Annotated in this window: 16 protein-coding genes; 11 read left to right on the top strand and 5 right to left on the bottom strand. The window is 68.4% G+C overall.

Going from position 1 to position 15468, the window contains the following annotated elements; all coding sequences use genetic code 11:
- Positions 1-58 precede the first annotated feature (58 nt).
- Positions 59-625: a TetR/AcrR family transcriptional regulator gene (locus tag FQ142_RS10490; RefSeq protein ID WP_056416784.1), complete on the bottom strand. Its 567-nt coding sequence runs from the start codon at positions 623-625 to the stop codon at positions 59-61.
- A gap of 79 nt (positions 626-704) precedes the next feature.
- Between FQ142_RS10490 and FQ142_RS10485 the strand changes: the two genes are divergently transcribed.
- Positions 705-1619, top strand: a complete 915-nt coding sequence (locus FQ142_RS10485) for a metallophosphoesterase (RefSeq protein WP_149423223.1) — start codon at positions 705-707, stop codon at positions 1617-1619.
- Positions 1620-1712: 93 nt separating this feature from the next.
- Positions 1713-3173: an aspartate ammonia-lyase gene (locus FQ142_RS10480; RefSeq protein ID WP_056416790.1), complete on the top strand. Its 1461-nt coding sequence runs from the start codon at positions 1713-1715 to the stop codon at positions 3171-3173.
- A gap of 76 nt (positions 3174-3249) precedes the next feature.
- Here the strand turns inward: FQ142_RS10480 and FQ142_RS10475 are convergent, their stop codons facing one another.
- Positions 3250-4119, bottom strand: a complete 870-nt coding sequence (locus FQ142_RS10475; RefSeq protein WP_149423222.1) for a fumarylacetoacetate hydrolase family protein — start codon at positions 4117-4119, stop codon at positions 3250-3252.
- 88 nt (positions 4120-4207) lie between these two features.
- Here FQ142_RS10475 and FQ142_RS10470 point away from each other — a divergent pair, with 88 nt between their 5' ends.
- The 6 genes from FQ142_RS10470 to FQ142_RS10445 all read left to right on the top strand — a co-directional run bounded on the left by FQ142_RS10470 (position 4208) and on the right by FQ142_RS10445 (position 8719).
- A complete protein-coding gene (locus tag FQ142_RS10470; RefSeq protein WP_262492123.1) occupies positions 4208-5524 on the top strand; it encodes a PrsW family intramembrane metalloprotease in 1317 nt (438 codons plus the stop codon).
- A gap of 270 nt (positions 5525-5794) precedes the next feature.
- A complete protein-coding gene (locus tag FQ142_RS10465) occupies positions 5795-6163 on the top strand; it encodes an FKBP-type peptidyl-prolyl cis-trans isomerase (protein WP_045255339.1) in 369 nt (122 codons plus the stop codon).
- 182 nt (positions 6164-6345) lie between these two features.
- Entirely contained in the window at positions 6346-6900 is a 555-nt protein-coding gene (locus FQ142_RS10460) for a YceI family protein (RefSeq protein WP_056416795.1), read from the top strand.
- 208 nt (positions 6901-7108) lie between these two features.
- Positions 7109-7378 (top strand): 30S ribosomal protein S15, encoded by a 270-nt coding sequence (rpsO, locus tag FQ142_RS10455; protein ID WP_017203073.1) that lies wholly within the window; start codon positions 7109-7111, stop codon positions 7376-7378.
- Positions 7379-7497: 119 nt separating this feature from the next.
- Positions 7498-8397 carry a hypothetical protein gene (locus tag FQ142_RS10450; RefSeq protein WP_262492122.1) on the top strand — a complete coding sequence of 300 codons (900 nt, stop codon included), beginning with the start codon at positions 7498-7500 and terminating at the stop codon, positions 8395-8397.
- On the top strand, positions 8390-8719 hold the full coding sequence (locus FQ142_RS10445) for a transcriptional regulator (protein ID WP_149423221.1): 330 nt from the start codon (positions 8390-8392) through the stop codon (positions 8717-8719). The genes FQ142_RS10450 and FQ142_RS10445 overlap by 8 nt, the downstream gene beginning before the upstream one ends.
- Positions 8720-8724: 5 nt before the next feature.
- Here the strand turns inward: FQ142_RS10445 and FQ142_RS10440 are convergent, their stop codons facing one another.
- The gene (locus FQ142_RS10440) at positions 8725-9729 is read right to left on the bottom strand and encodes an isopenicillin N synthase family dioxygenase (RefSeq protein WP_149423220.1); all 1005 of its coding nucleotides are present in this window, start codon (positions 9727-9729) and stop codon (positions 8725-8727) included.
- Positions 9730-9893: 164 nt separating this feature from the next.
- On the opposite strand from FQ142_RS10440, the gene efeU reads away from it, so the two are divergent.
- The 3 genes from efeU to efeB are packed head-to-tail and all read left to right on the top strand — an operon-like array spanning position 9894 to position 13412.
- Positions 9894-10847, top strand: coding sequence for an iron uptake transporter permease EfeU (gene efeU / locus FQ142_RS10435; protein ID WP_149423219.1), 954 nt, complete (start codon positions 9894-9896; stop codon positions 10845-10847).
- The gene (gene efeO, locus FQ142_RS10430; RefSeq protein ID WP_149423218.1) at positions 10844-12076 is read left to right on the top strand and encodes an iron uptake system protein EfeO; all 1233 of its coding nucleotides are present in this window, start codon (positions 10844-10846) and stop codon (positions 12074-12076) included. Before efeU ends, efeO begins: the two co-directional genes overlap by 4 nt.
- Positions 12077-12098: 22 nt before the next feature.
- Entirely contained in the window at positions 12099-13412 is a 1314-nt protein-coding gene (efeB, locus tag FQ142_RS10425; protein ID WP_410477434.1) for an iron uptake transporter deferrochelatase/peroxidase subunit, read from the top strand.
- 12 nt (positions 13413-13424) lie between these two features.
- Here the strand turns inward: efeB and FQ142_RS10420 are convergent, their stop codons facing one another.
- Positions 13425-14288, bottom strand: a complete 864-nt coding sequence (locus FQ142_RS10420; protein WP_149423216.1) for a serine hydrolase domain-containing protein — start codon at positions 14286-14288, stop codon at positions 13425-13427.
- Positions 14285-15442, bottom strand: a complete 1158-nt coding sequence (locus FQ142_RS10415) for an acyltransferase family protein (protein ID WP_149423215.1) — start codon at positions 15440-15442, stop codon at positions 14285-14287. Before FQ142_RS10415 ends, FQ142_RS10420 begins: the two co-directional genes overlap by 4 nt.
- Positions 15443-15468: the final 26 nt, after the last annotated feature.

The following is a 15468-nucleotide window of genomic DNA, read 5'->3' as shown; positions in this document are numbered from 1 at the left end:
GCGGGCCCCGAGTCATCGTCCGGCGCTGAGCACCCGCTGAGATGCCGCTCCTGCGTCCTCAGCGCAGCAGCCCCGCCACGAGTCGGTCGATGATCTCGTCCGTCGAGGTGTCGGGGTCGATCGGCGTGGTCAGCCGGTCGAGCAGGAGACCGTCGATGGCGTAGTGGAACAGCGCGATCTCATGCCGTCCCCCGGGCAGAGAGGCAGAGGCGTTGAAGGCCACGTCGGCCTCGAACCCCGCCCGCTGCCAGGCACCGAGCAGCGCGGCGACCTCGGGGCGTCGGCTGCTCTCGAGCCTCAACTCGAACAGTGCCACCGTCACGTCGCGGTCATCGCTGAGCCGTCTGACGATGTCACGCAGGTAGTCGGCGAACAGCTCGGCGCTCGGGGTCGCCGATGCCCGACGCGCCAGGTCGTCCTCGCTCGGCGCCAGACGCTCCCCGATCCGATCGACCAGCCCCTCGATGAGGGCGTCACGACTGCGGAAGTAGTTCGACGTCGTGCCGACCGGGAGTCCTGCGACCACGTCGACCCCGCGATGGGTGAGTCCGCGCGAGCCCTCCGTCGCGAGGATCGTCAGTCCCGCGTCCGCGATGAGCCGTCTGCGTGCCTCGTTCTTCGCCATCCGAGAACCCTATCGTGATCACTACACCTGACGTGGTGCCGAGCCGGGCCGGTGTCGGAGCGCGGCCTAGGCTGGGAGCATGTCAGCGCATTCCGAGAGCGAGCACGTCTTCGGTCGCCACCAGCCCGCGTCCCACGTGATCATCCACGTGAGCGATCCGCACTTCCTCGCCGAGGGCGCGCGACTGGGCGGGCGGTACGACGTCGAGTCGAACTTCGCCCGGACGCTCGAGGCCGTCCGCGCCGTGCATCCGCACCCCACGGCGATCGTCGTCACCGGCGATCTCGCCGATCTCGGCGAGCCGGATGCCTATCGTCGGCTCCGTGCGGCGGTCGAGCCGGTGGCCGAGGAGCTGAGCACCACCGTGGTGTGGGTGGCCGGAAACCACGATGAGCGCCCGGCGCTGCGCGAGGGGCTGCTGGATCTGGAGCCGACCTCGGATCCGGTGACGGGGGTCTGGGATCTCGACGGACTGCGGCTCATCGCCCTCGACACGAGTGTTCCGGGCTGGCATCACGGCGATCTCGACGAGGGCCAGCTGTCGTGGCTGCGAGAGATCCTGAGTGAGCCGGCCCCGCACGGCACACTGCTCGCGATGCATCACCCGCCGCTGCCGAGTCACCTGCCGCTGTTCGACATCCTCGAGCTTCGTCATCAGGACGAGCTGGCCGAGGCGATCCGGGGGAGCGACGTGCGCGGGATCCTCGCCGGGCACCTGCACTATTCCGCACACGGGACCTTCGCGGGTGTGCCCGTCAGCGTCTCGTCGGCCACCTGCTACACCATGAACGTCGCGCGTCCCGCGGCCGACGTCAACGGCATGGATGCGGCGCAGGCGTTCCAGATCGTGCATGTGCGCGCCGACACGATCACGCACACCGTGGTGCCGGTCGTCGACGCGCCGACCGGAGACGTGTTCTCGCAGGCGTGGGTCGAGCGCATGGCCGCGCTCAGCCCCGAGGAGCGGCTCGAGGTCTTCTCGCGGAAACGCTGATCGGGACACGTATCCCGGTGTGCGCATGTGCTCGGGCGTAGACTTGGGTCATCCCCCGCACTCCACACTCGCCACTACCCACAAGGATGTGACATGGCTTCTGCCGCGCCTACCCGTACCCGCACCGAGACCGATTCGCTCGGGAGCATGGAGATTCCCGCCGACGCGTACTGGGGGATCCACACCGCTCGCGCCGATGCGAACTTCCCGATCACCAAGCGTCCGATCTCGGTCTACCCCGATCTCGTGGTCGCTCTCGCGATGGTCAAGCAGGCGAGCGCCCGTGCGAACCGACAGATCGGCGTCCTCGATGCCGAGCGTGCCGATCTGATCGATCGTGCGGCACAGCGGGTGATCGACGGCGAGTTCCACGACCAGTTCACGGTGGGCGTCATCCAGGGCGGTGCCGGCACCTCGACGAACATGAACGCGAATGAGGTCATCACCAACATCGCGCTCGAGCTCGCGGGTCGCGAGAAGGGCGACTACGCGTTCCTGTCGCCCATCGATCACACCAACCGCAGCCAGTCGACCAACGACGTCTACCCCACCGCGGTGAAGATCGGCCTCTCGCTCACACTGCGCTCGCTGCTCGAGGAACTCGATCTCCTGCGGATCTCCTTCCTCAACAAGTCGCGCGAGTTCCACGACGTGTTGAAGGTCGGTCGCACGCAGCTGCAGGATGCCGTGCCGATGACCCTCGGCCAGGAGTTCCACGGCTTCGCCTCGACGCTCGGCTACGACCACACGCGTCTGACCGAGAACGCGTCGCTGATGTTCGAGATCAACATGGGCGCGACGGCGATCGGCACGGGAATCACCACGCACGCCGATTACGCGCCCGCCGTGCTCAAGCACCTGCGCGAGATCACCACTCTCGACCTCGTGACCTCCGCCGACCTCGTCGAGGCCACCAGCGACACCGGTTCGTTCATGTCGTTCTCGTCGACCCTGAAGCGCAACGCGATGAAGCTGTCGAAGATCTGCAACGATCTGCGGCTGCTGTCGTCGGGGCCGCAGGCCGGTTTCGGCGAGATCAACCTCCCGGCGATGCAGGCCGGTTCCAGCATCATGCCGGGCAAGGTCAACCCGGTGATCCCCGAGGTCGTCAACCAGGTCGCCTTCGCCGTCGCGGGTGCCGACATGACCGTGACGATGGCGGCCGAGGCGGGTCAGCTGCAGCTGAACGCCTTCGAGCCGGTGATCGCGCACTCGATCTTCCAGTCGATCACCTGGATGCGTCAGGCCATGTGGACGCTTCGGGTGAACTGCGTCGACGGGATCACCGCGAACCGTGACCGTCTCGGCGCCATGGTCGGTGCATCCGTCGGCGTCATCACCGCACTCACCCCGTTCATCGGCTACGCGGCGGCTGCCGCCCTCGCGAAGACCGCTCTCCTCACGAACCGCAACGTCGCCGATCTGGTCGTCGAGGCCGGACTCATGTCTCGCGACGAGGTCATCAAGCAGCTGTCGCCTGCGCGCCTGTCGGGTCTTGAGGCGATCACCGCCGCGATCCCGATCATCGCCTCCGAGGATCTGATCGAGATCTGAGCGGACTCCGCACACGACGAAGGGCCCGGCGGAGTCGCCGGGCCCTTCGTCGTCCGCGATGATGCGGGGTCTGCGGTCAGTCCTGCACGCGGCAGTGGGTCGTGAGTTCGCCGATGCCGTCGATGCCGACGGTGACGGTGGAACGGTCGCGGAGGAAGATCTGCGGATCGCGCGAGTAGCCCGCACCGCCGGGGCTGCCGGTGGAGATCAGGGTTCCCGGCAGCAGGGTCAGCGACTGCGAGAGGTGCGCGATGAGCTTCGCGACGGACCGCACCATCTGGTCGGTGCTGGCGTCCTGCACGGTCTGCCCGTCGACGACGGCCCAGATGTGGAGGTCCTGAGGATCCGCGATCTCCTCGGCCGTGACGGCGAAGGGGCCGGTCGGGGTGAAGCCGTCGAACGACTTGCAGCGCGACCACTGCGCCTCGGAGAACTGCACGTTGCGCGCCGTGATGTCGTTGACGACGGTGTAGCCCCATACGTGCGACAGGGCCTCGGCCTCTGCGACGTCCTTCGCCGGGGTGCCGATGAGCACCCCGAGCTCGGCCTCGTAGTCGACGGCCTCGCTCAGCGCGCGCGGCCAGGAGGTGGTCTGCTCATGGCCGGTGAGCGAGTTCGGCCACAGCGTGAACACCGTCGGCGCCGCGTCGGTCTTCAGACCGAGTTCGCTGGAGTGCGCGGCGTAGTTGAGTCCCACGGCGAGCACCGCCGGGGGAGCGATGACGGCGGATGCGTAGTCCCAGCCGTCGAGCGGATGCCGGGGCGCCTCGCCGTCGGCGACCGCCGAGCGCAGCGCGGCGAGAGCCGGCTCACCGCCCTCGATCAGCTGCTGCAGAGTCGCAGGAGGGTCGGTGAGGAGATCGGAGACGAGGATGGCGTCGGCCCCCTCCACCACTGCGAGATGCACAGTCGAGGAGTCGGCACGGCGCAGATGAGCGAACCGCATACTCCTACGCTATCCGGTGCCGCCCCGGATCGGCTGGAGGAAGTCGCCAGACCCGGGCGGAGGAGCTTGTTCGCCATATGCTTTCGCTATGAGTTCCGGAGGACCGTCCCAGCCATCGCCCTACTCGCCGCCGCCCGCACAGCCGCAGCACCAGGGACAGCAGCCGCAGTACGCGCAGCCGCCGCAGTACTCGGCCCAGCAGTATGCGCGGTCGAACCACATGCCGCCGCAGTTCGCGCAGCAGCCCGTGTACGCATCGGTGCTCGCGCAGCCGACCCCGTACTCGCCGCCGGCTCCTGCCGCGCCGTCGCCGGCACAGGGGCTTCCCCCTCTTCCGCCGGGGCGACGGGGCGGCCGGATCGCTCTCTACTCGCTCTTCGGCTTCCTCGGTCTGCTGATGCTCGCTCTCGTGGCCTACTTCGGCCTGTTCCTCGGAGCGGCGGCGTCGGTCATCGGCCTGGTGCTCGCTCTCGTGCCGCTGGCCATCGTCTTCTTCGTCGTGCGCATGATCGACCGCTGGGAACCGGAGCCCAAGTCGCTGGTGTTCTTCGCGATCGCTTGGGGAGCCATCGCCGCGGTGGGCCTCACCCTGCTGGTCGATCTCGGCCTCACCGCGGTCCTCGGATTCCGCGGCGAGGTGGCGGGAGCAGTGGTCCAGGCCCCGATCGTCGAGGAGTTCTGGAAGGGCCTCGGCGTCTTCCTGATCTTCCTGATCGCGCGCCGGTCGTTCGACGGTCCGGTCGACGGCGTCGTCTACGGTGCGCTGGTCGGCGCCGGCTTCGCCTTCACCGAGAACATCCAGTACTTCGCGATCAGCCTCATCGAGGGCGGCGGCGGGCAGCTCACCGTGACCTTCATCCTGCGGGCGATCATGTCGCCGTTCGCGCACGCGATGTTCACCTCGCTGACGGGCCTGGCTATCGGCCTCGCGGCCCGGCGCCACGCCTCCGCCGGCGCGGCGCTCGGATTCGGCGTGCTCGGCATGCTCGGCGCGATGGTGCTGCACGGCCTGTGGAACGGATCGTCCTTCGTGAACTTCTTCCTGCTGTACTTCGTGCTGCAGGTTCCGCTGTTCGTCGGCTTCATCTTCGGCATCATCGCGTTGCGGCGGGAGGAGTCCCGCCTCACCAGGGCGCGACTCGGCGACTACGCCTCCGCCGGATGGTTCACCCCCGAGGAGGTCACGATGCTGGCGACGCCGGCCGGGCGCAAGACCGGGCTGGCCTGGGCATCGCAGCTGCGCGGCGACCGACGCCCCCTCATGCGGCAGTTCATCAAGGACGCGACGATGCTCGCCTCGGTGCGCCAGCGGGCGATCACCGGCCGCGACCCGATGGCCCCCGCCGACGAGCAGGCGCTGCTCGCGCGCACCCGTGCGGCGAGGGCGGCCCTGCTGGCGTACTGATCGCCGCGGCGGGGGAGTGATCGCCTCGAGCGGTGTGTCGGGTCTGTCGTGGCAAAGACTCAGCGCCCGGTGCTGCGGCGATGCCTGCATGTCTACCGGGCGCTGAGTTGATCTGTAAACAGGGTGCACCCGGTATCGACGGGTGTCAAGACCTCCTGCGCTCGTGAGGGCGGTCGCCCTGCCGGGCGAGCGGGCGGGTTCTGACGTGTTCGCTGTGAGCGGGCGCCGTCGCGTTGACCGTGCCCCCGGTGCTCGGGTTGGATGGACATCATGACTGATCGCACAAAGCCTGAGTTCGACGCCCCCACCGGCCCCGCACCCGCGGAGCTCGTGGTCCGCGACATCATCGAAGGAGACGGGGCCGAGGCGAAGCCCGGCGACACCGTCACCGTGCACTACGCCGGAGTCGAGTTCGAGTCCGGCGAGGAGTTCGACTCCTCGTGGGGTCGTGGGGAGACCATCCAGTTCCCGCTGCGCGGCCTAATCCAGGGATGGCAGGACGGAATCCCCGGCATGAAGGAGGGCGGCCGACGTGAGCTCGTCATCCCGCCGCACCTCGCCTACGGTCCCGTCGGGGGTGGGCACTTCCTCTCCGGCAAGACGCTCATCTTCATCATCGACCTCGTGAAGGTCGGCTGACGCCGACGAGCGACGAAGGCGCCGCACCCCGTCGGGGTCGGCGCCTTCTGCGAACGCGGACGACTTTTCGTCGCATACAGCGGAATATATGCGTACGCATGTAAGTTGTTACGCGTGACGCCGTGAACACGGCCCCTCATCCCTGCCGCCACCCGCGGCCCCCGTCTCCCGAGGAGAAAACCATGACCAGCATCGACATCCCGGGCTACCGTCCCGGCACCTACGTCCTCGACCCCGCTCACAGCGAGGTCACCTTCAGCGTCCGCCACATGATGATCTCCAAGGTGCGCGGCACCTTCGGTGTGAAGAGCGCGACGCTCACCGCCCCGGAGAACCCCCTCGAGACCACGGTCGAGGCCAGCGTCGACGTCACGTCCGTCGACACGAAGGACGAGGGCCGCGACCAGCACCTCCGCTCGGCCGAGTTCTTCGACACCGAGAACTTCCCGACCATGGACTTCGTCTCCACCGGTGCACGCGCCGAGAAGGGCGAGCTGTTCGTCGACGGTGACCTCACGATCCGCGGCATCACCAAGCCCGTCACGTTCGAGGTCGACTTCGGCGGCTTCGGCTCCGACCCGTGGGGCAACTACAAGGCGGGCGCGTCGGCGAAGGCCGTCATCAACCGCGAGGACTTCGGTCTGACCTGGAACGCCGCACTCGAGACCGGCGGCGTGCTCGTCGGCAAGGACGTCACGATCAACCTCGACCTGCAGGCGGCTCTGCAGCAGGACTGATCCCGCACCGCATCGGAGGACCCCGGGCCCGTGAGGGCTCGGGGTCCTCTCTGCATCCGGGGCCTGAGCGTTCGGAGTCTGCTCGCGTCGTGCGACGGGGCGGATGCCTGGTAGACTCGACAGGTTGCCGTTTGATCGGCCGCGGATAAAGAGAGCTCACGCATCAGGCGTCGGGCACCGCGCAACAAGCAGAGAGGGGATCGAATCTATGGCACTGGAAGCAGACGTCAAGAAGGCGATCATCGAAGAGTACGCGACGCACCCCGGTGACACCGGATCCCCCGAGGTGCAGGCCGCGATGCTGACGCAGCGCATCAAGGACCTCACCGAGCACCTGAAGGAGCACAAGCACGACCACCACTCGCGTCGTGGCCTCTTCCTGCTCGTGGGTCAGCGCCGTCGTCTGCTCGGCTACCTCCAGAGCGTCGACATCGAGCGTTACCGCTCGCTGATCGCTCGCCTGGGTCTCCGCCGATAACGCAGAGCGCTCGCGCGTACAATCGCGCAAAACATTCTTGAGAAGGCCGTCCCAGGTGTGGGGCGGCCTTCGTCATGTCCGGGGTTGATCTCTCGGTCGCTTTCCAGTAGGAAAGTAATGTGCTTTCCTACTGGAAAGCGATCGGAGGACACACGATGGAGCAGAAGCCGGTCCAGGGACAGGAGGCGCTCGCACCGCCGAGCGCGGAGCTCGCCCAGAGCTATCTCGACGAGGCGGATGCGGTGGTGCACCGACGCGGGCGTGTCGTCGATCGGCGAGGGCTGGCGTGGTTGCAGATCGCGAACGCCGTCATCACCGCCGTGTACCTCGTCGCGATGGCGGCGGCCCTGCGTGGCGACCATCACGCGGGGGCGAGCCAGGTGATGCTCTTCGGGTTCCTCCTGTGGGGGCAGCTGGCCAGCGGCATCGCGCAGCGCAATGGGATGCAGTGGCGCCTGACGCGGTCGCGTTGGCTGCTGTGGGTCTCAGGTGCGGTGTTGACGGTCGCGGCACTCGTCGTATTCGGCTTCGTGGTCTGGGATCCCCGATTTCCGACGATCGGGATGTGGATCCCTGCCGCGCTCGTACTCATCGGGTATGGCGGCTACGGGGTGGTGCAGCTCGCTCGGGCGGCCGATGACGGTCGCCCTCCACGGTCGCATCCTGCCCCGCTTCCGCGCGGCGTGCGGTGGGGAACGATCGGCGTCGGCGTCGCCGTCGGTGTGCTTGCGATGCTCGGGTCCTCGTCGGACGGGAATCTCACGAGCGCGCTGCTCCTGCTCGTCGTGCTGATGTTGTTCGCCTGGCTCATGGCGGCGCGCACGGAGATGGGGCTCCCGGCCGTCGGTGCCTCCTGGCGCTGGCCTCACCTCGCTGCCTTCGCCGTATCCGCCTCCGTGCTGTCGCTGGCGGTGCTCGTCGATGACCTTCCGATTCTGGTCGGCGTGCTGAGCGGTCTGGGCATCATCGCGCTGTTCATCGCCGTCTCGTTCGTCCCCGGGCGTGATCTGCGTGAGTGAGAGTCCATCTCGGCCGCACCCGCGGACCAGGCTCGACGACAACTTCGCTTCGCCGATCCGCTTCTCGCTCCTGGCATCGCTCGGCGACGGCGTCGAACTGGATTTCGCGGCGTTGCGCGAGATCCTCCAATGCGGCGACTCGCCATTGAGCAAGGCCATCTCGCACCTTCAGGCGGCGGAGTACGTCGTCGCCCGCAAGGGTAGCCTCGGCAATCGCCCACGCACGTGGGTCCACTCGACAGCCGCCGGTCGCGCGGCTTTCGCCGGCCACCTCCAGGCGCTGCGGGAGATCGTCGCGCTCGGCGGCGGCGCCTCGCTCTGATCGGTTCAGTCCCGGGGCGACACCAGGTCGGGGTGGTGGATCGCCGCGACATCCGGATGCGCGCGAAGGCGCGACTTCATCGCGTTCTCGCCATAGGTCGCGTGGATGGGGTTGCTCGGGTCCTCGGTGATCCCGGTCGCCTCGGCGGCGAGATCCGCGGGGAGCTCGAGCAGAGGCAGCTGCTGATCCAGCGCGGGGTTGAAGAAGAACGGGATCGAGATGCGCTCCTCGGGGGCGCGAGGCGAGATCACCCGGTGATTGGTCGCCTTGAGGTAACCACCGGTGGCGTACTCCAGAAGCTCACCGATGTTGACGACGAAGGCGCCGGGGACCGGCGGTGCGGACACCCATTCGCCGTCGCGCTCCACCTGGAGACCGCCCTTTCCCGGTTCGACCCACAGCAGCGTGAGCACGCCCGAGTCCTTGTGCGCGCCGACGCCCTGCTGCGGCTCGGGGTCGTGCGTGCCCGGATAGCGCACGATCTTGATGAGGGTCGACGGGTCGTGGAAGGGCTCGTCGAAGTAGGACTCGTCCGCCCCCAGGGTGAGCGCCCAGGCGCGCAGCAGCTTGCGGGCGATCTCGGTCAGGGTGTCGTGCCATTCGGTGACGACGGCCTTGAGCTCGGGCTGCGCGGCGGGCCACAGGTTCGGACCGGTCAGCCGGTTGAAGGCCGGGCCTCCCTCGAGGGGCTCGCGCTCGGGGCCGATGTCGATCTGCTCCCGCCAATCGACCTTGCCCTGCGTGCGCTCTCCGCCGATGCGCGTGTAGCCGCGGAAGTGCGGACTCTTCACGTTCTCGATGGCGAGCTTGTCCTCCTCCGGGAGCGCGAAGAAGTCGAGGGCCGCACGATGCAGACGTTCCTCGAGAGCGGGGGAGATGCCGGTGCCCGTCAGGTAGAAGAACCCCACGTCGTGGGTCGCGGCGCGCAGATCGTCACGGAACCGCGCCGCGGCCTCGGGGCCGGCGTCGAGCTGGGACAGGTCGAGGATGGGGAGCGAGAGATCAGCCATGACCCGAGCGTAATTCGGCCCCGTCGCGGGTGGCGCTGTGTTGCGTCGCGTTACCCGTGGACGGCCCGGTGGGCGTGTGGTGAAACACGCATGGGCGGTGGTGCTAAAGTCTCTGGAGGTAAGGGATGCCTTACCTCATTTCTTGTGTCAGAGAGTGTTCCTCCGTGCTCGCCACCTTCCTCATCGGCCTCCGTGAAGGCCTCGAAGCCGCACTCGTCGTCGGCATCCTCGTCGCCTACCTCCGTCGGCTCGGACGCGGCGATGCGCTGCCGAGGCTCTGGATCGGAGTCGGACTCGCCATCGCCCTGGCGCTGGGCATCGGAGCGATCCTCACCTTCGGCGCCTACACGCTCACCTTCGAAGCGCAGGAGCTGATCGGCGGTCTGCTCTCCCTGCTCGCGGTGGGCATGGTGACCTGGATGATCTTCTGGATGCAGAAGGCCGGCCGCACCATGAAGGCGACCCTCGAGGGCGGGCTCGACCGGGCGCTCACCCAGGGCGGCATCTGGGCGCTGATCGCGATCGGGTTCGTCTCCGTCGCACGCGAGGGCATCGAGACCACGCTTCTGCTGTGGTCGATGGTGCAGTCGTTCGGTGACGCACCGACCGCGCTCATCGGTGCCGTCCTCGGTCTGCTCGTCGCCGTGGTGATCGGCTGGCTCCTCGCACGCGGTGCGGTGCGACTCGACCTCCGTCGGTTCTTCACCTGGACGAGCGGATTCCTCGTCATCGTCGCGGCCGGTGTCCTCGCCTACGCCGTCATGGATCTGCAGGAGGCCGGCGCGCTGCCAGGGCCCTTCACGGCCGCGGCACCGATCGACGCGGTCACAGGCGCCGTGGCGCTCGGCTGGGCTGCGTTCCCCTTCGGCTGGGCCTTCGACGTCACGAGCGTCATCGCTCCGGACAGCGCCTGGGCGACCGTCCTCCAGGCGACCGTCGGCTTCATGCCCCGCATGACCTGGCTCCAGGTCGCCGCGTGGTCGGTGTACATCCTCATCGTCGGATTCTTCTTCATTCGCGGGCTGCGATCCCGTCGCCCCGCCACCCCGCGCCCGTCTGCCACCGTGTCCTCGGACAGCGGCGCGACGGCCACCCTCACCCAGCAAGGAGCAGCATGACCACCTCTCGTCGAATCCTCGGTGCCGTCGCCGCAGCAGGCGCGGCCGCACTCGTCCTGAGCGGATGCGTCGCGAAGAGCGACGTCGCCTCCGGTGCGGCGTTCGATGTGTCGTCGACGGATTCCGCGTGCGCCGTGTCCGGTGCCACGGCGGCGAGCGGCACCCTGACCTTCGACGTGAAGAACGACAGCGGGCAGACGTCCGAGTTCTACCTCCTGGCTGAGGACGGCCTGCGCATCGTCGGCGAGGTCGAGAACATCGCGCCGTCCGCGTCGCGCACATTGACCGTCGTCGCCCAGCCCGGGAAGTACTTCACCCTGTGCAAGCCGGGCATGATCGGCGAGGGCGTCGGCAAGTCGGAGTTCACGGTCACCGGAGACCGGGTCGAGGTCGCCGGTGAGGACTCCGAGCAGAAGCAGCAGGCAGTGGACCTCTACGCCGCCTTCGTGAAGGATCAGGTCGGACAGCTCGTGCCCTCCGTGGAGGAACTCGTCGCCGCGTACGAATCGGGCGACGACGAGACCGCGCGCACGCTCTTCCCGCAGACGCGCGCCTTCTACGAGCGCATCGAGCCTGTCGCCGAGGCGCTCGGAACACTCGACCCCCGCATCGACTACCGCGAGGTGGACGCCGTGGCGGAGGGGCTCGACTGGACGGGCTTCCACCGCATCGAGAAGGACCTGTGGGTGCCGGCGCAGGATGCCCTCAACGCCGACGGCGAGACGCCGGCCTGGCAGGACTGGGCGCCGTCGACGCCCCAGGAGCGCGCGGACTACGGCGACCAGCTGATGGCCGACGTGCAGGAGCTGTACGACTACGTGCACTCCGATGACTTCACCACGGCGCTGGACGATCAGGGCATCGGAGGTATCTCCAACGGCGCCATCGCGCTGCTCGACGAGGTCGCGACGGGCAAGATCTCGGGCGAGGAGGACTGGTGGTCCGGTACCGACCTCTACGACTTCGCGGCGAACGTCGAGGGGTCGAAGATGGCGTTCTCCCTGGTCCAGGACTTCGCGACGGCGCAGGGCGACGACGGCGCCGCGCTGGTGTCCGAGATCGAGGACGGATACACCGCCCTCGAGGGGTCTCTGGCGGCCCATGGCTCCCTCGCCGACGGATTCGTCGGCTACTCGGAGCTCACGGATGCCGACAAGCGCGAGTTCACCGATCTCATCAACGCCCTCGCGGAGCCGCTGTCGCAGCTCACCGGCACGGTCCTCGACTGATCCGAAGGGTACGGTCTCGCACGTGGACGAACGATCGAAGGACGCCGCAGCCGCGGACTCCGCGCCGGAGCCTGCGGCCGCGGCACCCTCGTCGGGTGGTCTGAGCCGGCGAGGTCTGCTCGGACTCGCGCTCGGCGGTGGGGTCGCCTCCCTCGCGGCAGGCGTCGGAGCGGGCTTCGTCGGTGGCGCCGCGGTGGCGAGAGCGGAGGCGGTCGAGGACGCGCAGCGAGCATACGACTTCTTCGGTGCGCATCAGGCGGGCATCACCACGCCCGTGCAGGAGCATCTGCACTTCGCCGCGTTCGACATGATGCCCCGGACCGACCGCGACGACCTGATCTCGCTGCTGCAGGACTGGTCGTACGCGGCATCCAGGATGGCTGCGGGACTCGAGGTGAGCGCCACCGGCGCTGTCGGCGGGGACGCCGAGGTGCCGCCCGACGACACCGGCGAGGCGCTGGGCCTGCCGGCAGCGTCGCTCACGATCACGATCGGCTTCGGCCCGAGCCTGTTCGAGAACGAGGAGGGGGATCGCTACGGCATCGCGGTGCGGCGACCCGAGGGGCTCGAACGGCTGCCGGCGTTCCTGGGTGATGACCTCGACCCGCAGTCCTCCCACGGCGACCTCTGCATCCAGGCCTGCGCCGACGACCCGCAGGTGGCGGTGCACGCGATCCGCAACCTCAGCCGCATCGCCTTTGGGCGCGCCCGGCTGCGCTGGTCGCAGCTCGGCTTCGGCAAGACGTCGCGCACCACCTCTGCGCAGGCCACTCCGCGCAATCTCTTCGGCTACAAGGACGGTACGGCCAACATCCTCGCGGACGACGCCGACGCCCTCGCGGCGCACGTCTGGGTCGGTGCGGACGACGAGCCCGACTGGTTGGCCGGAGGGTCGTACCTCGTGGCCCGCAGGATCGCGATGCTGATCGAGACCTGGGACCGGGTGCGCCTGTCGGAACAGGACACGATCGTCGGGCGGGACAAGGGCTCGGGGGCTCCTCTCTCCGGTGGTGACGAGTTCACCGCGCCCGACTTCGGCACGTCCGCCATCGACGCGAACTCGCACGTGCGGCTCGCGCACCCGGAGCAGAACGGAGGCATCCGCATCCTGCGCCGCGGCTTCAACTACGTCAACGGCAACAACGACCTCGGGCGCCTCGACGCGGGGCTGTTCTTCCTCTCGTACCAGCGGGATCCCGCGCAGTTCATCAGCCTCCAGCGAGCCCTCTCCACGGATCGCATGAACGAGTACATCCGACACGTGGGATCGGGTATCTGGGCCGTCCCGCGCGGCGCGCGACAGGGGTCCTACGTCGGCGCGGAGCTCTTCGCCTGACCTTCTCCGGCGTCAGGCGTCGAGGAGGTCGGCGACGAAGGCCGCGATCGAGTCCGCTCCGAAGTGGTCGTCGGCGCTGATGGTCACCACCGCATCCCCGGCGAAGAGGATCAGCTGACCGTGTGCGCCGTGCAGTCGCCACTGACGTCCGGGGCCGTCCCAGCCCGCGAGCGCATACCGCTGGTACCCGGGGGTCTCGCCTGAGGCGACCCAGTCGGAGTGCATCCCGTCGACGAGCTCTGCCGAGACGAGGCGCACGCCCTCCCATTCACCGCGGTCGCGGATGAGTCGTCCGAGTCTCGACATCTCCTCGGTGCGCAGAGCGATGCCGCTGCCGGCGACGACCCGACCCCGCGGGCAGCGCTCCCAGGAGATGTCGCCGAGACCCAGCGGGTCGAGCAGCCTCGGCCGCAGGTACTCGAGGATGTCGCCGGTCCGCGACGCCAGCACCGCCATCGCGGTGTAGCTGCTGGCATTGGAGTATTGGAAAACGCGTCCGCGCGCCGTCCGACCGAGGAACTCGCGGGCGAGATCGGGCCAGTCGGTCATCAGGGTCTCCGAGTAGGGAAGGTCGATTCCGCTCGACATCGTGAGCAGATGTCGGAGGGTCACCTCGTCGACACCGTCGCCGAGGACGACGTCCGGCACGTACTCGGCGACGGGTGCATCGAGGGAGACGAGTCCCTCGTCCGCGGCGATGCCGGCGGCGAGCACGCACACCGCCTTCGCCACCGAGTGGATCTCCTCGCGGACATCCTCGGTCCACCGGTGCTCGGCGACGTCGTCGCCGATGCGCACGTGCAGTCCGTGCGCGACGAAGCCCGTCGCGTCGCTCTGCTCGACGATGAGATCTCGGATCCGCTCGGCTCGGGTCACCGCTTCACACTCGCATCCGGGGTCTGCCGGGGACGACGGGAGCCGGTCGGGTCGCTGCGGTGGCCCTGCCTGCCGGTGAGCTCCGGATCGGCGAACAGCCAGCGCGGCCGGGGCTCGACGAGGGGGCGGAAGATCGACCGCACCGGCTTCGTCGCGAGAGCCAGGGCGAGGACGACCGACAGCAGGGTCACGAGCGGCAGCCACAGCCAGGTCGGATCGAGGTCGCGCAGCACTCCGGACTCTCGGAACGGGTAGAGCACGAAGGAGTGCAGCAGGAACACGTACATCGTGTACTGGCCGAACCGCGTCCACCAGTGGGTGCCGCGAGGGATGAGGGCGAAGAACGCGGCGCTGAGGACGACCGCCAGCAGCATCAACGCGATGCGCGCGCCGCCCGCCCACCACTGCTCGCCGCCGAGATCCGCATACGCGTCCTCATAGAAGAACCACCGACCGAGATCGACCTGCTTCCACACGTCGATCCAGTTCCACGCCGCGAAGCCCGCGATCGCGAGCACGCACAGTGCTGTCGCCCTGACCCACCACGGTCGCACGTCGAGCAGGCGGAGGCGCGTGACGATGTCGCGGTCGCGCAGCCACCATCCCAGCGCGAAGAACGGCAGCAGCCCGAGGGTGCGTGACAGCGAGAACGTGCTGTCGACATTGGGCAGATAGCCCACGCCCACCGAGATGATCACGGTCCACAGCAGCGGCCAGCGCAGCAGGGCGAGATAGGGGAGGACCAGACGGAAGATCCCCAGCGCCAGCAGGAACCAGAGCGTCCACGACGGCTTGGTGAAGTTCGGATCCGCCTGACCTTCGACGAACCACTTCGTCAGCGTCCAGAGGAACTCGAAGATGACGTAGGGGACGAGGATGTCGGTGATGACCCTCGCCATCTGCACCCGCGTGGGGGAGCCGGACTTCGAGAAGTAGCCGGAGATGATCGCGAACGCCGGCATGTGGAACGCGTACAGCGCGAGATACGCGGCGAGGGCGATGTCGGAGTCGTACGTGAGGCGCTGGATCGCGTGTCCGAGCACCACCAGCACGATGCAGGCGTACCGCGCGTTGTCCCAGAAGGGGACCCTCTTGCGCGGTCTCGGGGCGGACGTGGTGGCGGGGCTCGTCGGGTCGGCTCCGGTGCTGTGCATGCTCCGAGGCTACTCGGGGAATAAAG

Origin of the sequence: Microbacterium sp. ANT_H45B, assembly GCF_008369345.1 — a bacterium.
Taxonomy (GTDB): domain Bacteria; phylum Actinomycetota; class Actinomycetes; order Actinomycetales; family Microbacteriaceae; genus Microbacterium.
This window is presented reverse-complemented; position numbering and strand designations above follow the sequence as displayed.